18 protein-coding genes are annotated in these 18,614 nt (G+C 66.0%); 13 read left to right on the top strand and 5 right to left on the bottom strand.

Translation table 11 applies throughout. The features are described 5' to 3' along the window. Nucleotides 1–119: 119 nt before the first annotated feature. Complete coding sequence (locus API01S_RS00490) at nt 120–674, top strand: NADPH-dependent FMN reductase (RefSeq protein WP_050729884.1); 555 nt, start codon at nt 120–122, stop codon at nt 672–674. Between the two features lie 793 nt (nt 675–1,467). On the opposite strand, the gene API01S_RS00485 is transcribed toward API01S_RS00490, so the two are convergent. Continuing rightward, on the bottom strand, nt 1,468–1,683 hold the full coding sequence (locus API01S_RS00485; RefSeq protein ID WP_006220672.1) for a dodecin: 216 nt from the start codon (nt 1,681–1,683) through the stop codon (nt 1,468–1,470). A 185-nt stretch (nt 1,684–1,868) separates the two neighbouring features. Between API01S_RS00485 and API01S_RS00480 the strand changes: the two genes are divergently transcribed. Further along, nucleotides 1,869–2,384, top strand: a complete 516-nt coding sequence (locus API01S_RS00480; RefSeq protein ID WP_061302612.1) for a DUF6496 domain-containing protein — start codon at nt 1,869–1,871, stop codon at nt 2,382–2,384. Nucleotides 2,385–2,525: 141 nt separating this feature from the next. On the opposite strand, the gene API01S_RS00475 is transcribed toward API01S_RS00480, so the two are convergent. Next, on the bottom strand, nt 2,526–3,428 hold the full coding sequence (locus API01S_RS00475; RefSeq protein ID WP_061302609.1) for a LysR family transcriptional regulator: 903 nt from the start codon (nt 3,426–3,428) through the stop codon (nt 2,526–2,528). Between the two features lie 127 nt (nt 3,429–3,555). On the opposite strand from API01S_RS00475, the gene API01S_RS00470 reads away from it, so the two are divergent. The 3 genes from API01S_RS00470 (at nt 3,556) to API01S_RS00460 (ending at nt 6,568) form a co-directional block, all read left to right on the top strand. After that, the gene (locus API01S_RS00470) at nt 3,556–4,350 is read left to right on the top strand and encodes an SDR family NAD(P)-dependent oxidoreductase (protein WP_006220675.1); all 795 of its coding nucleotides are present in this window, start codon (nt 3,556–3,558) and stop codon (nt 4,348–4,350) included. A gap of 28 nt (nt 4,351–4,378) precedes the next feature. After that, nucleotides 4,379–5,392 (top strand): zinc-binding alcohol dehydrogenase family protein, encoded by a 1,014-nt coding sequence (locus API01S_RS00465; protein WP_061302607.1) that lies wholly within the window; start codon nt 4,379–4,381, stop codon nt 5,390–5,392. 213 nt (nt 5,393–5,605) lie between these two features. Next, complete coding sequence (locus tag API01S_RS00460; protein WP_006220677.1) at nt 5,606–6,568, top strand: tripartite tricarboxylate transporter substrate binding protein; 963 nt, start codon at nt 5,606–5,608, stop codon at nt 6,566–6,568. A gap of 96 nt (nt 6,569–6,664) precedes the next feature. On the opposite strand, the gene API01S_RS00455 is transcribed toward API01S_RS00460, so the two are convergent. After that, complete coding sequence (locus API01S_RS00455) at nt 6,665–7,462, bottom strand: flavin reductase family protein (protein WP_061302605.1); 798 nt, start codon at nt 7,460–7,462, stop codon at nt 6,665–6,667. Between the two features lie 12 nt (nt 7,463–7,474). Then, on the bottom strand, nt 7,475–8,539 hold the full coding sequence (locus tag API01S_RS00450; protein WP_006220679.1) for an LLM class flavin-dependent oxidoreductase: 1,065 nt from the start codon (nt 8,537–8,539) through the stop codon (nt 7,475–7,477). 108 nt (nt 8,540–8,647) lie between these two features. Between API01S_RS00450 and API01S_RS00445 the strand changes: the two genes are divergently transcribed. Continuing rightward, nucleotides 8,648–9,595 (top strand): LysR family transcriptional regulator, encoded by a 948-nt coding sequence (locus API01S_RS00445; protein WP_006220680.1) that lies wholly within the window; start codon nt 8,648–8,650, stop codon nt 9,593–9,595. On the opposite strand, the gene API01S_RS00440 is transcribed toward API01S_RS00445, so the two are convergent. Beyond that, nucleotides 9,596–10,474 (bottom strand): SMP-30/gluconolactonase/LRE family protein, encoded by an 879-nt coding sequence (locus API01S_RS00440; RefSeq protein WP_061302603.1) that lies wholly within the window; start codon nt 10,472–10,474, stop codon nt 9,596–9,598. Between the two features lie 277 nt (nt 10,475–10,751). Between API01S_RS00440 and API01S_RS00435 the strand changes: the two genes are divergently transcribed. Genes API01S_RS00435 through API01S_RS00405 form a run of 7 tightly spaced genes read left to right on the top strand, consistent with a single transcriptional unit; the run spans nt 10,752 to nt 18,537 of the window. Next, nucleotides 10,752–11,522 (top strand): enoyl-CoA hydratase/isomerase family protein, encoded by a 771-nt coding sequence (locus API01S_RS00435; RefSeq protein ID WP_006220682.1) that lies wholly within the window; start codon nt 10,752–10,754, stop codon nt 11,520–11,522. Nucleotide 11,523: 1 nt separating this feature from the next. Beyond that, nucleotides 11,524–13,677 (top strand): acetate--CoA ligase family protein, encoded by a 2,154-nt coding sequence (locus tag API01S_RS00430; RefSeq protein ID WP_061302601.1) that lies wholly within the window; start codon nt 11,524–11,526, stop codon nt 13,675–13,677. Between the two features lie 8 nt (nt 13,678–13,685). Then, nucleotides 13,686–14,891, top strand: a complete 1,206-nt coding sequence (locus API01S_RS00425; RefSeq protein ID WP_061302599.1) for an acyl-CoA dehydrogenase family protein — start codon at nt 13,686–13,688, stop codon at nt 14,889–14,891. After that, a complete protein-coding gene (locus API01S_RS00420) occupies nt 14,888–15,832 on the top strand; it encodes an acyl-CoA dehydrogenase family protein (protein ID WP_061302597.1) in 945 nt (314 codons plus the stop codon). Before API01S_RS00425 ends, API01S_RS00420 begins: the two co-directional genes overlap by 4 nt. Before the next feature lie 10 nt (nt 15,833–15,842). Further along, nucleotides 15,843–16,601: an SDR family NAD(P)-dependent oxidoreductase gene (locus API01S_RS00415; protein ID WP_061302595.1), complete on the top strand. Its 759-nt coding sequence runs from the start codon at nt 15,843–15,845 to the stop codon at nt 16,599–16,601. Continuing rightward, nucleotides 16,601–17,809 (top strand): SDR family NAD(P)-dependent oxidoreductase, encoded by a 1,209-nt coding sequence (locus API01S_RS00410; protein WP_061302593.1) that lies wholly within the window; start codon nt 16,601–16,603, stop codon nt 17,807–17,809. Before API01S_RS00415 ends, API01S_RS00410 begins: the two co-directional genes overlap by 1 nt. Continuing rightward, nucleotides 17,797–18,537 carry a carboxymuconolactone decarboxylase family protein gene (locus tag API01S_RS00405; protein ID WP_061302591.1) on the top strand — a complete coding sequence of 247 codons (741 nt, stop codon included), beginning with the start codon at nt 17,797–17,799 and terminating at the stop codon, nt 18,535–18,537. The genes API01S_RS00410 and API01S_RS00405 overlap by 13 nt, the downstream gene beginning before the upstream one ends. Nucleotides 18,538–18,614 lie beyond the last annotated feature (77 nt).

The following is an 18,614-nucleotide window of genomic DNA, read 5'->3' as shown; positions in this document are numbered from 1 at the left end:
GGCGCGGCGGCAGGCATGGCGGCGACACATTTTGCATTACGACATAACGCGCAGATGATTGAGCGCATCGCAGAGCAGGTCTACACTGAGCCTTCCCTTTCACGTTGGAGCATTCGCCCATGAGCACCTACAAGATTGCAGTTTTCGTCGGCAGCCTGCGCGCCGCCTCGATCAATTTGCGATTGGCTCGTGCGCTGGAAAAGCTGGTTCCGCCGGACTTCAAGTTCGAATACGTGAGCCTGGGCGACATCCCGCTGTACAACCAAGACAACGAAAACAACCTGCCCGCCCCCGCCGCGAAACTCAAGCAACAGATCACCGACGCGCAGGGCATACTTTTCGTCTCGCCGGAACACAACCGTTCGGTGCCCGCCGCCATCAAGAACGCCATCGATTGGGGTACGCGCCCATGGGGCCAAAACTCTTGGGCGGGCAAGACGGTCGGTATCGTGGGCGCATCGCCCAGCGCCGCCGGCACGGCAATGATGCAGCAGCACCTGCGCAACATCCTCGCCGCCGAAGGCGCCAACGCGCTGACCACGCCCGAAGTCTTCCTGCAATATTCCGAAGGCTTGATTGACGACCAATACACGATCACCAACGAAGGCACCCGCAAGTTTCTGCAAGGCTGGGTGGACCGCTACGTGGACTGGGTCAAGAAACTGAACCCCTGATTGCCGCCGCTGCCGGCAGGGCCCCATGCCCGCCGGCACCGATCGCCCGATCTACCTCCGGGCGATCAAGCCCCTCGACACGTCGGGGGGCTTTTTTTACGCCTTCTGTTTGGACTGCGTCGACGGCGCGCTCGCCCGTCAATGCAACGCGCGCTCGAACCGCTTACTGCTTCGCGCCGACCCCGCTTGAAACTTATCCCCGCCATCTGTGGAGAAGGCTGAGGACAGTGTTGGGGCACTGTCAAAAATCCCTGCCCCGCCAAGCACTTGCGAGGCTTGATCAAACAATGCGCAATCGATCTTTTGGATGAGTTTCACCGAACTTATCCCCGAAAAGGCTGGATGTCCGACCAGCACTTAGCGGCGCGCCGGCCCGACGCTTTATTTGTCCCAGCATTCTGTGGAAAAGCATGAGGACAGTTTGAGGGCAGGTGCGAAAAGCGCATTGATATCAAGCACCTGCAGGGGGTGGGCAATAAAGGCCCAGCACCGGGGTTTGCAGCGTGAAGTTGTCCCCGTCAAATGTGGATAAGGCTGAGGACAGTATGCGGGCAGTCGCCAAAATCCCTTATCTGCCAAGCACTTGGAGGTAGCGGGCAATAAACGCCCAGCGGCGCGCGAGCGGCCGCATCGTGAGGCGGTCTCTGCCAACGGGTCCAAGGAATGGGGATAAGCGAACAGGCTTGTCCCCATCGAATGTGGACAAGCCTATGAACAGTCGGATAACAAGCCTGAAAACTTCTTATCCGACAAGCACTTGCAAGCGCTGCTCAAAGAACGATCAGTGGAAGGATTACTCGTTGCCTTCGAGACGCATGCCGATTTTCAAACCGACCTGCCAATGGGCCACCTTGCCGTCCTTGATATGGCCTCGTACTTCGGTGACTTCGAACCAATCCAGGTTGCGCAGCGTTTCGGATGCGCGCTCGATCGCCTTGGCGATGGCGTCATCCGTTGAGGTGGTGGAAGAACCCACCAATTCGATTTGCTTGTACACATGATTCGACATAGCTCGTCTCCGCTAAGGGGGTGAGTCGTGAATCGACGGTCTGTCAGCGACGTTCCGGCGCTTACGACCGGCAATTCATTCGAACAGACAGGATACCTCCGCAGCGCTATCGTGGTGTTACGAGTTCCGTCGCGTGGTCTCGACTGGCGACGGGGCCGCTCCCGCAACCCAGCAAGGAGATCACCATGCCTGAACGGAAAACCCTGGAACGCGCCAAGCGAGACAAGCGAGAAGGCAAGGCCGCATCCACGCAGGCCGGAGAATTCGTGCGCGAGCAAATCGAACACGTGCGTGAAGGCAAGCACGGCGTGCGTTCGACCAAGCAAGCCATTGCGATTGGGCTGTCCGAGGCGCGCCGCGCGGGCGTGAAGGCCACGCCCTCCAAGAGCGCCAGCAAGGAGACCAAGCATCGCGCCAAAAAGGATGCCGAGGCAGCCCATGATGGGCACGCCAAGTCGGCGACGCGTTCGCGCGCGACCACCAAGGCGTTGAAGAAGGAAAGCACCAAGCCCGCATCGCACGCTGCGCTGTCGCGTCAGGCCAGCAAGACGGCGGCAAGCCGCAAGGCGTCCGACCGTTCGGCGGCGGCGAAAAAGGCGGCGGCCACCAAGGGCGCGGCAGGCCGTTCGGCCGCTGCGAAGAAGGCGGCACAGACGCGGGCTCGGAACAAGGCCGGGGCACACCACCACGCCGCACATTGAGGCGCTGCGGCCGCTACGACGCCCTGCCATCCGCCGCGCATTGCGCCGATGCCGCCGACGTCGCCGTGCCGGCCGCAGCACATTGAGCCGGTGCGGCGGCATCTTCAGCTGCGCGATGACGAAGGTGGAGCTGCCGCCAGACTACCCCGCGTCGAACTGCCGAAAGCGCTCTTGCAGGAATTCCCGCATGCGTTTGACCGCAGGCGACAGCAGCATGCGGTGCACGCAGAGCAGGTATAGCGGCGACGGTTCGGTGGCGTAGTCGGGCAACAGCGCGACCAGGCTTCCGCTGCGCAAGTCGCGCAGCACGTCGTAGCGCGATTTGTAGGCGATGCCCTTGCCCGCCAACGCCCAGCGCCGCACGAGGTCGCCGTCGTCGCCCACGCGGTCACCCTTGACCGGCACCGTCATCGCGGTGCCGTCGCGCTCGAACGCCCATCGGTCATGCAACGTCTCGCCCAGCACGAACGACAGGCAGTTGTGCGCGCGCAGGTCTTCCGGCTTTTGCGGCACGCCATGGCGCGCCAGGTACGCGGGCGAGGCGCACACGACGCGGCGGTTGTGTTCGGCCAGCGGCAAGGCGACCAGCGCCGAATCACCGGGCTTGCCGTAACGGATGGCGATGTCGACCGGCTGGCGATACAGGTCGGCCAGGCGGTCGCTGATACGCACCTGGAAATTCACGCTGGGGTGCTGATGCTGGAAGTCGTCCAGCCAGGGCAGCAATACATGGCGGCCCAGGTCGGACGGAATCGACACCGACAGCGTGCCCGATATCGCGGTCTTGTCGCGGGCCAGGGCGTTCTTGCCCGCGTCCAGCGTAGCGATGGCCGAGCGCGCGTACTCCAGGTAGCGCTCACCGTCGGCGGTCAGCCGCAGGCTGCGGGTGGAGCGCACGAAGAGGCGCGCATCCAAGATCTGCTCCAGCCGTTTGAGGGCAGCGCTGGCAACGGCCGGCGACACATCGAGCTCGCGCGCGGCGACGGAAAAACTGCCGTGATCGGCCGATGCCACGAAGATCCGCAAGTCTTCAAACCGAACCATGGATGAGCCACTTTCAAAAAATTATTGAAACTGAGTGCGATGCTAGCCGCTTTTTCATCGGTGCGGACTAGGTAATCATGGTTTGGTTTTCGAGGCTGTCCTCGTTTCCCCTTTACGGAGTTGACCCATGAACATCGAATTGAAAGGCAAAAAAGCACTGGTGACCGGCTCGTCGGGCGGGATCGGTCTGGCCATTGCATTCGGTCTGGCAGAAGCTGGCGCTCAAGTGGTGCTGCACGGCCGCAGCGCCGCCAAGCTCGCTGACGCCGCCGCCGCCCTCTCGCAGAAATTCCCCGCCGCCAGCGTCACCACCGTCCAGGCCGACCTGGCTACCGCCGACGGCGCGGCCTCCGTTTGCGCGGCCCACCCCGACGTGGACATCCTGGTCAACAACGCCGGCTTCTTCGCGCCCAAGTCCTTCACCGAAATCACCGATGAGGACTGGCAGACGATGATGGACACCAACGTCATGAGCGGCATCCGGCTGTCGCGCTACTACCTGCCGCGCATGATCGCGGCCAACTGGGGCCGCATCGTCTTCATTTCCAGCGAATCCGGCGTGCAGATTCCCGCCGAAATGATCCATTACGGTGTCAGCAAGACGGCGATGCTGGCGGTATCGCGCGGCTTGGCCGAGCTGACCGCCGGCACCGGCGTGACCGTGAACGCGGTGCTGCCCGGCCCGACCCGCTCCGAAGGCGTGGCCGACTTCTTCGCCGAAATGGCCAAGGAACAAGGCGTGTCCCAGGACGACATGGAACGCGATTTCATTGCCCAGCATCGGCCCACCTCGCTGCTGCGCCGGCTGGCCACCGTGGACGAAGTCGCCAACATGGTCGTCTACGCATGCTCGATGCAGGCCAGCGCCACCAATGGCGCCGCGCTGCGCGTGGACGGCGGCGTGGTCCGCTCCATCCTCTGATCCCTTACTTCCTACACTGAGCCCCCCCATGAAAGCCATTGCCTACTTCAAGAACCTGCCGGCCGATAATGCCGACGCCCTGCAAGACATCACCGTCGACGAGCCGGTGCCCGGCGAGCGCGACCTGCTGATCGACGTACACGCCATCTCGGTCAATCCCGTGGACGTGAAGATCCGCGCCAACCGCGCGCCCAAGGATGGCAAGCCGGAAATCATCGGCTGGGACGCGGCCGGCGTCGTGCGCGCCGTGGGCGCCAAGGCCAGCCTCTTCAAGCCCGGCGACCGCGTCTGGTATGCGGGCGCGCTGAACCGCCCGGGCGCCAACAGCGAACGTCACATCGTGGACGAGCGCATCGTCGGCCACATGCCGCAGAGCCTGGACTTCGCGCAGGCCGCTGCCCTGCCCCTGACCACCATCACCGCCTGGGAGCTGCTGTTCGACCGGCTGCGCGTGCTGGACAACGCGGCGCCCAGCCAGGGCAGCCTGCTGATCGTGGGCGCGGCGGGCGGCGTGGGATCAATCCTGGTGCAGCTGGCGCGGCAATTGACCGGCATGACGGTGATCGGCACCGCCTCGCGGCCCGAGACGCAGGCCTGGGTGCGTGAGCTGGGTGCGCACCACGTCATCGACCACAACCGCCCGCTGACCGACGAACTCAAGCGTATCGGCGTGCCGCAGGTCAGCCACATCGCGGGCCTGACCCACAGCGACGCGCACTTCGCGCAACTGGCCGAAGCCATCGCGCCGCAGGGCAAGATTGCCCTGATCGATGACCCCGCCGCCATCGACGTGCGCCTCTTGAAAGGCAAATCGGCGTCGCTGCACTGGGAATTCATGTTCGCGCGGTCCCTGCACAACACGCCCGACATGATCGCCCAGCACGAATTGCTGAACCAGGCCGCCCGCCTGATCGACAACGGCACGCTGCGCACGACCTTGGGCGAACACTACGGCAAGATCAACGCCGCCAACCTGCGCCGCGCGCATGCGTTCATCGAAAGCGGCAAGGCGCAGGGCAAGGTGGTGCTGGAGGGGTTCTGAGCCTGACCGGCCGCCACTCATGCCGGGCTCGCAGAACAGTTCTGCGCAACGATGGGGTAATCGACCGGTCCGATAGAAATTATTATCGGTTGATGTGACAAACCAGGACCGGTGGCCCGACCACCGGCCGACCCCATCCGCCAGCGTGACCAGACCCGGGACCGGCCCATAGAAGGCCGGCAAATCAGGGCGGCGGGAACCAGGAGACAGACAATGACCAAGCTCTCGCGCCGCGGCTTCATCGCGGCCGGCACCCTCATGATGCTTGCCCGGCCACTGCGCGCCGCCCCCAAGCCCGTGACGCTGATCGTGCCCTATGCGGCAGGCGGCCCCAACGACAACTTCGCCCGGCTGCTGGCCGAAGGCATGAGCGCCAAGTTGGGCGTGCCCTTCATCGTTGAAAACAAGCCGGGCGCCAACGGCATCATCGGGGCCACACAGGTGGCGCGCGCGCCGGCCGACGGCAACATGCTGCTGATGGGCGGTTCCGGCCCCGTGTCGCTGAACATCCTGTTGCGCCCCAAGCTGCAATACCGCTTCGACAGCTTCGAGTCCGTGGCGATGATGTTCGACGGGCCGCTGACCATCACCGTCCCCTCCACCATCGGGGTCAACTCCATCGCGGATCTGGTCGCCTATGCCAAGAAGGAAAAGCGCGCGCTGACCTACGGGTCGCTGGGCCCGGGCAGCGTGACCGACCTGTACGGGCTGATCCTGTCCAAAGCGCTGGATATCCCGCTGACCGCCGTGCCGTACAAGAGCACGCCGACCAGCCTGATCGACCTGATCACCGGGCGCAACGACCTGTCCTACATGACGCCCATCGCGCTCGCCGATCACCAGAAGGCGGGCGCGGTGAAGATCCTGGCGCTGACGACCGACCGGCGCGACCCCGCCCTGCCCGACGTGCCGTCGGTGACCGAGCTGGGCTATCCGCAATTGAAGGCCAGCTACTGGACCGCGCTGCATGCTCCGAAGGGCACGCCGGCGCAACTGGTGCAGGCCTATGCCGACGCCGCCATCAAGACGGTTCAGTCCGACAGCTTCCGCCAATTGCTGGTCACCAACGGCCAGACCGAAAAAGCGGGCGGCCCCCAGGCCCTGGACGCCCAGCTGGACGCCGACCGCCAATACTGGGGCCGCGTCATCCAGGACAACCACATCGTCCTGGACTGAACCCGGCCACCCGGGCATGACCCGCCCATTTGTATTCATGGGCGGCAACGAAGAAGCCCGCCAATCTGGCGGGCTTTTGCATGGCGACGGCAGCGACTACTGCAAGCGGACTGGCGCGATCCGATGCGTGGCCGATCTGAAATTGATGACCGGTTGCGCCTCGCGGCACGTCGTCTTGCGGATCTTGCCCACGATCAGGTCATGCGTACCCAGCACTTCGGTGCAGACGATATCGCACTCGATACTGGCCAGCGCGTCCGGCAAGACCGGCGTGCCCTGCTCGTTCATCACCCAACCGCCCTGCGCGAAGCGCGCCATGCCCTGCGGCTGCCCCAGGAACGCCTGCATGACGGTTTCGTGTCCCTCGCCCAGCACGTTGGCGACGAAACGGCCGTGACGCAGCAAGGGTTCGCGCGCCGACGAAGTCTGCTGTACGAAGAAGCCGACCATCGGCGGATCGGCGGAAATCGACGTCAGGCTCGACACGATCATGCCGGCCACCTGCTCGCCCTCGCCCGTCGTGACCGCGCTGATGCCGGCAGGCAGCGAACGCATCGCCGCCTTGAAGTCGTCGATGGAGACCACCTGGTCATGCTCGTTGACCACCATGTGCGCGCGGATGTCGCCGCGTTCGTCGACCCATCCGTGACGCGCCGCGTAGTCCACCATGGCGGAAAAGTCCGCTTCCCATTTCGGATCGCCGGCGTGCTGCGACAGAAAGCGCAGCACTGACGGCGACAGGCGCACGTGGCGCTCGTCCTCGCGCCGTCCGACTCGGGCGATGGCATGTTCCAGCCGCTCGCGCGGTTGCGGATCGGCCAGCACGTCCAGCCGCCGGAAGTCCGAAGGATGGCGCAGCGTGATCGCCCCCGCGTTGCTCAGATAGATCTGCATGTGGCGCTCCCTTCAGGCAATGGCCGTGGCGCTGCCGACTTCCTTGCGGATGGCCGGAATGATCTTGTCGCCCCACAGTTCGATCTGCTTGAGCATCGTCTTCTGGTCGAAGTCGCCCAGCTGGGTCTGCAAGGCAATGTGCTTGGGACGCAGGATGCTGATCTCTTCCAGCATCTTGTCGATCACTTCATTGACCGAGCCCACCGGCAGGTTCTTGCGCAGCTGCTCGAACGTGGGATCGTTTTCCGACGGCACTTCCTTGACCATGTAGCCGTCGTCGCTTTGCGCGCGGCGGAACTTCAGGCTTTCCGAAATGCGTCGCTGGAAGCGCGCGCAATCCAGGTACGCATCGATCTCGGCCTTGTTGTCGGACGCGTAGCCGCAGCGCAGGAAGCCGAACTTCACATCGCGGTCCAGGTCGCGGCCATTGTCCTCGGCCACTTTCTCCAGACGGCCACGCAGCTCGGCGATGGCGTCGGTGCCCTTGAGCAGCGCGGTGACGAAAAGGTTGTGGTTCTCGCGCACGCCCCGGCCCAGCGTCACCGGATTGCCCGAGGTGATCCACAGCGGCGGCATCGGATCCTGCAAACAGCGCACGGCGATCGAGCTGGGCGGAATCTTCAGGAACTGGCCGTCATGCTCGAAGATCTTCTGCGTCAGGCCCTTGGGGATGATGTCCAGGAACTCATTGAAGATCGCGCCCGATTCCGCGATCTGCACGCCGAAGCGTTCAAACTCGAACTCCTGATAGCCCGAGCCCACGCCCAGGTCCAGGCGCCCGTTGGAAACGGTATCGACGAAACCCACTTCAGCCAGGAAGCGCGCGGGGTGATACAGCGGCAGGATGCACACCGCCGTGCCCAGGCGGATGCGATGCGTCTTGGCGGCCGCGTGCGCCACCGTCATCAGCGGCGACGGCGACAGCGAGTAGTTGTTGAAGTGATGTTCGGCGTACCAGGCGGCGTCGAAACCGGCCTGCTCCGCCACCACGGTTTGTTCGATGGAGTTGTTGATGACTTGCTTTGAGGACTGGTGGTAACCTCGCTGCTGCGCCAGAATGAACACGCCGAATTCCATAATGTCTCCTCATTGATTGCTTGACGTTCTGAGGAAATTCTAGAGGCCGGCAGTCATCGGCTGAATACAGGAAATGCGGCGTTCTGTGCTGCGTAAAGTGGAGGAATCATGGACAGACTGCGCGCGATGGAGCTCTTTCTGTCGATCTCCAAGACCGAGAGTTTTTCTGAAACGGCACGGCAGTTCGGCGTGTCGGCCACCTCGGTATCCCGCATGATCACCGAGTTCGAAAACGAGCTCAACGTCAAGCTGCTGCTGCGTTCCACCCGACAGGTCGTGCTGACCGAAGCGGGGCAGGAATATGCGCAGCAGCTTGAATCCATCCTCTGGAACATCAACGAGGCGCATCGCAACATCACCGAAATCCGCGCCGCCCCCAAGGGCATACTGCGGGTGCATTCGCGCATGATGTTCGGGCTGGGCGTGTTGCCGCCGCTGGTGGCCGCCTTTCGCCAGCAGTACCCCGACATCCATATCGAACTGGTGCTGTCCGAGGCTAAGACGGATCTGCGGCGCAATAATTTCGATATTGATTTCCGCATCTCGCCGCCCGTGGAAGCGGGCTTGAAGCGGCGCATCCTGTTCAAGAGCGAACGCTTTCTGGTGGCCTCGCCCGCGTATCTTGCCAAGCATGCCGCGCCGGCGAAGCCGGGCGATATCGCGCAGCACGATTGCCTGGCGTACCTCTTGCCCGGCGATCAATACTGCTGGCGCTTCAAGCAAGGCGAGGCTATCGAGGAAGTCCTGATCAAGCCGCGCCACGTCACCAACAACGGCGTCGCGCTGCTGGAACTGGCGTTGCTGGGCGAAGGCATTGCGCTGCTGGACGACTACACGGTGCACAACGATATCTCGCGCGGCACGTTGGTGCGTCTGTTCCCGGATTACCAGGTCACCAACACGACCTTCGAAGAAGGCATGTACGCCACCATCCTGGACACGGCGATGATCCCGGTGAAGATCCGGCTGTTCCTGGATTTCGTGGCCTCGCACGTGTCCGGCTCGGCGCTGCGCTTCACGGCCTACAACAAGATCGCCGCTGCCGAAAGCCCCTGATCAGGGGCGAATGCGGCATCGCCCGCGAGGCGCGCCTGCCGCGCCCACGCCACGAATGCGCAGCAGCGCGCCGTCCAGCGGGCCCTTGGCAGCCAAGCGGCCGCTGTCGCTGATCGTGGTGACGAAGATATCCGACAGGTCCGGGCCGCCGAAACATAGCGACGCCGGGTGCGCGACAGGCAGGTCGATGCGCCGGTCCAGTTTGCCGTCGGCATCGAAGCGCGCAATGGCCGCCGCATGCACCAGCGCGGTCCACAAGCCGCCTTCGCTATCGAAGCAGCAGCCGTCGGGCGCCGAGCCCAGCGCTTCCGTGTCGATGTAGATGTCGGGCGCAGACAGCCCGCCTTGCGTATCCATGCGATAGCGATAGCCCTGCCGCCGCGCGCTGTCGCAGACGTGCAGATGCCGCCCGTCCGGATGCATGACGGGCCCGTTCACGACGCCCAGCCCCTGCGCGATTCGCGCTACCTGACCGGCGGGGTCCACGCGATACAAGCCGCCCAGCGGCGGCTCGCCTTCCTGACGATGGATATGCATGGTGCCGGCCACGAAGCTGCCATCCGGTAGCGGCGCGCCATCGTTCAGCCGCAGATGAGGATGGCTGTCGTCGATGCGGCCCAGCGTGCGCAGCGCGCCGTCCGACAGCCGGTACAGGGCGAAGCTTTCCTTCAGCGCCACGATGATCTCGTCCTGGCCATTGAGGGCGAACGAGCCCACGGGTGGCGGCAACTCCCAGATGCGAGTCTCGCCGCTGTCCGGGTCGATCCTCAGCAACTGCCCGCTGCGGCAGTCCAGCATCCACAACCTGTTTCCCGCCGCGTCCCACACCGGGCACTCGCCCAGCGCCGCGCGAACCGTGCCGATACGCTCGATGCGCATATGCCGACCGCTCCTTTGCTTAAGTCTGGTGACCGATTTCACAGCCCATGGTATCGGCTTGGAAGCGCCCGGAATATGCCGCATTCCTGCAAAACACAACCCAGGTTTTTGGCGTGAATCCGAGGCGATACCCGTCCATATAATCCAAAAAAAGCCGGCCGCCCCGGGCAGCAAACCCAGGCAAGACCGGTCAATCCGACTCAAGGAGACACTTCATGCAGCATGCCATCAGCGCTCTGCGCGCCGCTTCGTTTTCCCCCTTCAAGCAGGTGTCCGCATGAGCGAGGCGACCGTCACACTGGAAGTCAGCGAGGGCGTCGCGCTGGTCACTTTGAACAGCCCGCCCGTCAACGCGCTGAACCGCGCCATGCGCCGCCGCATCGTGGCCATCTTCGACGAAATATCCGAACGCGAAGACATCCGTTGCGCGGTGCTGACCGGCAACGGCAGCGTGTTCTGCGCGGGTGCGGACCTGAAAGACCGCCCCAACGCGGACATCGCCGGCGACTTCCTGGAGCACAACCGCATCACCCGCGAAACGGGCAACGCCATCAAGGAATGCGCCAAGCCCGTCATCGCCGCCGTCAATGGCGCGGCGCTGGGTGCGGGCCTGGGACTGATGGCCGCGTGCGACATCATGTACGCGTCCGACAACGCCACCTTCGGCATGCCCGAGATCAACGTGGGGTTGGCGGGCGGCGCGTCCATGTTGCGCACGCTGGTGGGCCGGTCCACCTTGCGCCGCATGTTCTTCACGGGCCAGCGCCTCAGCGCGCATGACCTCCTGCGCCGCAATGTGCTGGAAGACGTGTTGCCGCCCGACCAGTTGCTGCCGACCGCGCTGGCGCTGGCGCACGAGATCGCATCCAAGGCGCCGCTCGCCGTGCTGTACGCCAAGCGCGCGGCCAACATGGTGGACCTGATGCCGCAGCGCGACGCCTACCGCTTCGAACAGGACTTCACCATGGCGCTGGCCAAGACGGAAGACGCCCGCGAAGCGCGCATGGCCTTCCTGGAAAAGCGCCAACCGCAATTCAAGGGCCGCTGACATGGCGCGCTCTGCACACCCCCTGCGCGCGGGCGCCGGGCTGGCGCCCTTTTTCAAGGCTGCCAGCATCGCCGTCGTGGGCGCGTCGGACGAGGTCACCAAGATCGGCGGACGGCCCGTACACATGCTGATCAAGCATGGCTACGCCGGCGCGGTCTATCCCATCAACCCCAAGGGCGGCCTCATCCAGGGCCTGCCCGCCTACGCCAGCGTGCGCGACACTCCCGTCGCGCCCGAGCTGGCGATCCTGGCCGTGCCCGCCAGCGCCACGCCGGCCGCGTTGCGCGACTGCGCGGCGCGTGGCGTCAAAGCTGTGATCGTGCTGTCTGCCGGCTTCACCGAGGCGGGCCCGGACGGCGCGGCGCTGCAAGCAGAGCTGGTCCACATCGCCCGCGAACACGGCATGCGCGTACTGGGGCCCAACTGCCTGGGCGCGGTGAATGTGGCTGACCGGCTGATCGGTTCGTTCTCGATTGCGCTGGAAGAACACATGCCGCCCGCCGGCCACGTGGGCATCGTCTCGCAATCGGGCAACGTGGGCAGCCACACCATGCAAAGCGTGGCGCGGCGCGGCATGGGCGTCAGCCGCTTCATGGCCACCGGCAACGAGGCCGACGTGGACGTGGCCGACGGCATCGCCGCCCTGGCCGACGACCCCGACACGCACATCATTCTTTGCTGCATGGAAACCTGCCGCGACGCCGACAAGCTGATCAACGCGCTGCGCCTGGCGCGCGAGCGCGGCAAGCCAGTCATCGTGCTGAAGATCGGCTCCACCGAAAAAGGCCAGCAGGCCGCAGCATCACACACCGGTGCGCTGACCGGTTCGGATGCGGTGATCGACGCCGTGTTCCGCCGCCACGGCGTGCTGCGCGTGCGTTCGGTGGAAGCGCTGATCGACATCGGCCACGCAGCGTCATTGCTGATGCCGAAGCGGTTGCCGCGCAATGATGCGGTGACGCTCGTCGCTGCCTCTGGCGGCTTCGGCATCATGATGGCCGACGCCATGAGCGAGGCCGGCATGGCGCTGCCCGCGCTGGCGGCGCATACGCAACAACGCATCCGCGACGCCGTGCCCACCGCCAGCACCGGCAACCCGGTCGATGCGTCTGCGCAGATGTCGAGCCGGCCGGACATCCTGCTGAAGATGTTGACCGCTTTGCTGGAAGACCCTTCCGACAGTGCGCTGGTGCTGTTCATGTCGCTGTCGCTGTACAACACGCGGCTGCGCGGCATCTATCTGGAAGCCTTGGCGCAGGTGCGCGCGAGCCATCCGGATCGACTGCTGATGATTATCAGCCAAGGGCCGGCCGACGCCGTCGAGCAGATCAACGCGCTGGGCATACCGGTGTTCTCCAGCATCGACGCCGCCGCGACCGGGCTGGCGGGCTTGTTGCGGCTGGGTCAATTGCGCGCGGCCGGCGAACCGGATGCGAGCGCGGCCGACGCGCCTCCCGCTGAACCGGTCGATTCCATCATTTTCCAGAACGAATTCCACGCCAAGCAGGCGCTGGGCAACGTGGGCATCGACGTGCCGCGCGAAGTGATCGCGGCCGACGCCGACGCGGCGGTGCGCGCCGCCGAGGCCATCGGCTACCCGGTGGTGCTGAAGATTGCATCGGAAGACGTGGCGCACAAGACCGAGGCGGGCGGCGTCGTGCTGGACGTGGCCAACGCCGAGGGCGTGCGCGAGGCCCATGCGCGCATCCTTGCCAATGTGGCGCGCCACGCGCCCACCGCCCGCATCGACGGCGTGCTGGTGGCGCCCATGCTGCGCGGCGGCACCGAGATGATCGCCGGCGTTTCGCAAGACCCGGTCTTCGGCCCGATCGTCATGGTGGGCATGGGCGGCATCTACGCCGAAGTGCTGAACGACGTCGCGGTGCAGGCCGCCCCCGTCACCGAAGACGAAGCGATGGCGATGATCCGGTCGCTCAAGATGTTCCCGATTCTGGACGGCGCGCGCGGGCGGCCCCCGGCCGATATCGAGGCGGCGGCGCGCAGCGTGGCGCGCCTGTCGGAGTTCGCCTTCCGGCATCGCGACCACATCGCCGACATCGACATGAACCCCATCCTGGTACGGCCGCGCGGCCAAGGCGCCGTCGTGCTGGACGCCTTGATGATCGCGCGCGCCGCGCCCGCTACCGCTGAGTAAGGACTGGCATGCAATTTGAAAAACAGGTGATCGTTCCCGACCCCTCGTCGGGAATCGAGGTTTACCGGCAACACGCGCGCACCTGGCTGCGCGCCAACCTGCCGGCGTTCATGCGCTCGGACAGCCTGGACTACCGCGCGCCCACGCTGTCGGAGAGCAGCGCGTGGGAAGCGGCCATGCATCAGGCCGGGCTGGCCGGCATGACCTGGCCCAAGGCATATGGCGGCCACGGCCTGAGCCTGCGCGAGCATCTGGCGGTGAACAAGGAAATCGGCGCGCTGCCGATGCCGGAGAGCGTCAGCTCCATCGGCAAGGAGCTGGCGGGCCCCATCATCATGGCCGTGGGCGATGAAGCGCAGAAGCAGGCCTTCCTGCCCGATATCCTGGCGATGCGGCAGTTCTGGTGCCAGGGCTTTTCCGAACCGGATGCCGGTTCGGACCTTGCCCGGCTGCGCACCAAGGCCGTGCAGGAAGGCGGGAACTGGCGCATCAACGGCCAGAAGATCTGGACGAGCGGCGCGGCCAAGGCGCATTACTGCCTGCTGCTGACGCGCACGGGCACGGTGGCGGACAAGCATCGCGGTCTGCTGATGTTCGCCGTGCCGATGGACACCCCGGGCATCCGCGTGGTGCCGATCAAATCCATCGACGGCAAGGAATCGTTTGCCGAAGTCTTCTTCGACGACGTGGTGGTGCCCGACAGCGCGCGTCTGGGAGCGCCGGACGAAGGCTGGAACGCCGCGATCCGCGTGCTGTCGATCGAACGCGCCACTAATCGCATGTATCGCCCCTGGCGCTTCGAATGCGAATTGCGCCAGCTGATTGCCGCCTGCAAGTCCGACGCCCGGCTGGCGCCCACGCTGCAAGATGGCTATGTGCAACGCCGCGTCGGCGATCTGGTCGCGGAAATCGATGGGCTCAAGGGCCTGGTCGAACTGACGGTCGAACGCATGCTGCGCGGTGAATCGATCGGCGCGCGCGGCTCCTTGACCAAGCTGTATTGGTCCGAGTGCCATCAGGCCTTTGCCGGCCTGGCGCTATCGCTGCTGTCGCAGGTCGGCCCGCATTCCAGTCCCTTGGCGCAGCGCGCGCACAAGGCTTACACCAACGCATATCTGTTCGCGCGCGCCGAGACGATCTACGCCGGCACCACCGAAGTGCAGCTGGATGTGATCGCGCAGCGCGTCATGAATCTACCCAAGGATTTGACATGAGTAGCGAAGAACTGCGGCCCGAAGAGTTCGCGCAGGCCGCCGATGCGGCTATCGCCGATGCGCTGTCGAAAAAGCATCCCCACGAGCAGGTGGCCGTGCTGGCGCAGGCGGGCTTGTGCAGCGTGATGGCCGATGAGGCCGACGGCGGCCTGGGTCTGGACCTGGCGTTCGCCTTGCCGATTGCCCATGCGGCTGGACGGCTGCAACTGCCCCTGCCGCTGGCCGAGCAGATGCTGCTGGCCCGGGCGCTGGCCGGCACGCCTTGCGCCGCCGCGTTGGTCGCCGGCGAGCAGCTGGCTGGCATCGCCTGGCAAGGCAGTTTGCAGGCAGGCAGCGCCCGTCTGGATCATGGTCCCGCCGATTGGGTGCTGGTCGCCGATGGCGATGGCGCGGCGCTGCTGGACCTACGCGAGGCGAAGCACGATACGCAGGCGACGCTGGACCCCGATCATCCTCAGCTCTGGTTGTCGCTGGAGGGTGCGCCGGTGCTGGCGCGTCTGGACGCGCGCTCATGGAGCGCGCTTCGGCGCGATGCGCAACTGCTGTTGGCCGAGTTCGCCAACGGCGCGGCCGAAGGCGCGTTGCAGGCCACCGCCGCTTACCTGGCCACCCGCGTGCAGTTCGGCCGGCCGCTGTCGGCCAAGCAGGCGGTGCGCCACCTGCTGGCACGGATGCGCCTGCTGCAAGAGGTGTCCAGCGCCGCCATCCGCCGCGCGATGCGGCCGGACGAATTCGGCGCGCCGCGCGACACGCGGCCCGGGCTGGCCGGCGCCATCGCCAACGCGGCCTTTGTCATCGAGAAGGCCATCCATCTGCACGGCGGGATGGGCTTCACATGGGAACTGCCCTTGCACCCGGCGCTGCGCGCGGTGCGCAAGCTGGATGCCGCGTTCCATGGCCTGCCGCAAAGCGTCGGCCGCGATTTCATTGAATCTGTATAGGAAGACAAGCATGCAACAAGATCTGGCTGGGCGCGTCGCGCTTGTCACCGGCGCGGGCGCCGGCATCGGCCGCGCGACGGCACGCGCGCTGGCGGCTCGCGGCGCCATCGTGGGCGTGAACGATTTGAAGCAGGAACTGGTGGACGCCGCCGTCGCCGGCATCAATGCCGAGGGCGGCAAGGCCTTCGCGGTGGTGCAGAACGTGGCCTCGCGTGAAGGGATCGGGCAAGCCGTCAGGCAAACCGCCGAGTACGCGTCGCGCCTGGACATCCTGGTCAACAACGCCGCCTGGGTGCGCTACCAGAGCGCCGCCGAGATCCAGGCCGACACCATGGACCGCATGCTGGATATCGGCTTCAAGGCAGTGATCTGGGGCATCCAGGCGGCCGCCGAGGCCATGGATCCGGAGCGAGGCGGCGCGATCGTCAACGTGGCCTCGACCGCCGCGCTCAAGTCCGCGCCCAGTTCGATGGTGTATTCGGGCATCAAGGCGGGCGTGCTGGGCATCACGCGCGCGGCGGCCGCCGAGCTTGGCGCGCGCAACATCCGCGTCAACGCCGTGTGCCCGTCGGCCGTGCCGACCGAAGGCACACAGCGCAACCGCAACGCCGAGCGCGATGCGCGCCGCATCGCCAGCACGCCGATGGGCCGGCTGGGCACGGTCGAAGACGTGGCAAGCGGCATCGCGTTCCTGGCCAGCGACGAGGCGCGCTTCATCACGGCGCAAGCGCTGGTGGTGGACGGCGGCATTACCTTCACGACGCTCTGATGGACACGGTCCTGCTGACGGGCGCCGCCAGCGGCATCGGCCGCGCCACGGCGTGGCGGCTGGCGCGAATGGGCCGGCGCTGCGTGCTGGTGGACCGCAACGCCGAGGCGCTGGAAGTGCTGTTGGGGCAGTTGCGGGGGGCCGGTGGGCAGGGTGCAAGCGCCATCGACCATCTTGCCTTCGTGGCGGACCTGACCGATCCGGACCAGATCAACGCGCTTGCCGCCGACATGCCGCCGCTGGACGCCATCATCAACAACGCCGGGATGACGGACGCCAGCAATCTGCCCGTCATCGAACAGACCGACCGCGACTGGCAGCGCTTGCTGGATCTGAACCTGCACGCGCCCGCGCGCCTGCTGAGGGCCATGCGCGAACGCTTGACGCGGCATGCCCGCATCGTGAACGTGGCCTCGGGCGCGGGCCTGCATGCCATTCCGCTACGCGGCGCGTACAGCCCCAGCAAGGCCGGCCTGATCGCGCAGACCCAGGCGCTGGCGCGCGCGCATCCCGATCTGCGCGTCAGCGTGCTGTGCCCCGGCTTCGTGCAGACCGAACTGGTCGACGCCCTGATCGCATCCGGCCGGCTGGACCCCGTGCGCGCGGTGGCCAAGATTCCGCTGGGCCGCCTTGCCGCCCCCGAGGAACTGGCCTGCGCGCTGGCATTCCTGTCCAGCCAGGACGCCGCGCCCTTGAGCGGCGGCCGCCTGTCCGTGGACGGCGGCTCGTCCCGCTTCGGCGGCAGCCAGGCCTACGTGCCCCAGACCATCGCCCCCGTGCCTTGCGACGCGCCCTTGTCCCTGACCGTGCACGGCCATTGGCCGGCGCTGGCTGACGCCGGCGTGAACGCAGACCCGCGCGACGGCTACCCCGCCATCCTGGACGCAAGCGTGCTGGACAGCCCACCGGGCGGACGCCTTGCCGCTACCTTGGCGGCGGCGCGCCGTCATGGCCGGGCAAGCGCGCCTGGCAGCCTGACGCTGCTGCTGCCGCGCGCGGCGCAGGGCGACTGGGAACACGCGGGCGACGATGCCGCCGCACGCATGCTGATCGCCACGCTCGCCTGCGAATGGGGCCCGCGTGCGCGGCGCATCAATGCCGTCGAAGTGGCCTCGGCCACCCCGGAACCCGCCCTGTCGCCGCTGCTGCGATTCGTCGCCGGCGCCCAGGCCCAATACCTGACCGGACAAACGCTATGCACACGCTGACCGACCTGGACGCCATCAAAGCGCGCTTCATCGCCGCGCGCGGCTATTGGCGGCCATGGACCGAAGCGCTGCTGCGCGCCAACCCCGGCTTTGTCCAGCACTACGCCGACTACGCCGGCTACCCCGCGCAAACCGGGCCGCTCGCGCCACGCATGGTCGAACTGGTCTACGTTGCGCTGGACGCTTCGGCCACGCACCTGTATGAGCCGGGCTTGATGACGCATCTGCGCCTTGCCCGTGCGGCCGGCGCCAGCGAGGCCGACATATTCGACGTGCTGCATCTGGTGACCTGGCAAGGCGTGACGGCCGTGCTGCAAGCCGCCGATATCCTGCACGAGGCCGCCGCGCTCGAACCGCTGCCAAAGGATGACCCGCTGGCAGCCCGCATCCAGACGCTATGGCCCGAACAGGCGGACAGCCTTTTACGTTTGGCCGCGCAAGACGCCGGCTATGTCAGCGCGCTGCTGGATTTTCTGGAGGGTGGCGCGCCCGTTGGCGGCCTGAGCCCCGCCGAACGGCTGCTGGTTCGCATCGCGCTGCACGCCGCGTTCACGCACGGCGACCGGACGACGCTGCGCGCGCTCATCCCGCATGCGTTGACGCAAGGCGTCAAGCGCGCGGAGATCCTGCAAGTGATTCAGCTGGGCGCGCACCTTGCCGTGCATGGCGCGTCATTGGGGGCAATGGCGTACACGAAGGACGTGGCGGTCGCGGCGGGGCAGACGTAGGAGGCCGCGACGCGGATGTGTCGGGTACGGGATGCGTCTTTGAAAGACACGACAGGGGCAGGACCTGGCCTACGCCC

The organism is Achromobacter piechaudii NBRC 102461 (assembly GCF_001571245.1).
Classification (GTDB): Bacteria; Pseudomonadota; Gammaproteobacteria; order Burkholderiales; family Burkholderiaceae_B; genus Achromobacter; species Achromobacter piechaudii.
This window is presented reverse-complemented; position numbering and strand designations above follow the sequence as displayed.

Coding starts and splice junctions, on each gene's coding strand:
- API01S_RS00415 (WP_061302595.1), top strand. CDS start 15,843: ATGCAACAAGATCTGGCTGGGCGCGTCGCGCTTGTCACCGGCGCGGGC.
- API01S_RS00450 (WP_006220679.1), bottom strand. CDS start 8,539: ATGGAATTCGGCGTGTTCATTCTGGCGCAGCAGCGAGGTTACCACCAG.
- API01S_RS00475 (WP_061302609.1), bottom strand. CDS start 3,428: ATGGTTCGGTTTGAAGACTTGCGGATCTTCGTGGCATCGGCCGATCAC.
- API01S_RS00490 (WP_050729884.1), top strand. CDS start 120: ATGAGCACCTACAAGATTGCAGTTTTCGTCGGCAGCCTGCGCGCCGCC.
- API01S_RS00480 (WP_061302612.1), top strand. CDS start 1,869: ATGCCTGAACGGAAAACCCTGGAACGCGCCAAGCGAGACAAGCGAGAA.
- API01S_RS00430 (WP_061302601.1), top strand. CDS start 11,524: ATGGCGCGCTCTGCACACCCCCTGCGCGCGGGCGCCGGGCTGGCGCCC.
- API01S_RS00460 (WP_006220677.1), top strand. CDS start 5,606: ATGACCAAGCTCTCGCGCCGCGGCTTCATCGCGGCCGGCACCCTCATG.
- API01S_RS00420 (WP_061302597.1), top strand. CDS start 14,888: ATGAGTAGCGAAGAACTGCGGCCCGAAGAGTTCGCGCAGGCCGCCGAT.
- API01S_RS00405 (WP_061302591.1), top strand. CDS start 17,797: ATGCACACGCTGACCGACCTGGACGCCATCAAAGCGCGCTTCATCGCC.
- API01S_RS00455 (WP_061302605.1), bottom strand. CDS start 7,462: ATGCAGATCTATCTGAGCAACGCGGGGGCGATCACGCTGCGCCATCCT.
- API01S_RS00465 (WP_061302607.1), top strand. CDS start 4,379: ATGAAAGCCATTGCCTACTTCAAGAACCTGCCGGCCGATAATGCCGAC.
- API01S_RS00435 (WP_006220682.1), top strand. CDS start 10,752: ATGAGCGAGGCGACCGTCACACTGGAAGTCAGCGAGGGCGTCGCGCTG.
- API01S_RS00470 (WP_006220675.1), top strand. CDS start 3,556: ATGAACATCGAATTGAAAGGCAAAAAAGCACTGGTGACCGGCTCGTCG.
- API01S_RS00440 (WP_061302603.1), bottom strand. CDS start 10,474: ATGCGCATCGAGCGTATCGGCACGGTTCGCGCGGCGCTGGGCGAGTGC.
- API01S_RS00445 (WP_006220680.1), top strand. CDS start 8,648: ATGGACAGACTGCGCGCGATGGAGCTCTTTCTGTCGATCTCCAAGACC.
- API01S_RS00485 (WP_006220672.1), bottom strand. CDS start 1,683: ATGTCGAATCATGTGTACAAGCAAATCGAATTGGTGGGTTCTTCCACC.
- API01S_RS00410 (WP_061302593.1), top strand. CDS start 16,601: ATGGACACGGTCCTGCTGACGGGCGCCGCCAGCGGCATCGGCCGCGCC.
- API01S_RS00425 (WP_061302599.1), top strand. CDS start 13,686: ATGCAATTTGAAAAACAGGTGATCGTTCCCGACCCCTCGTCGGGAATC.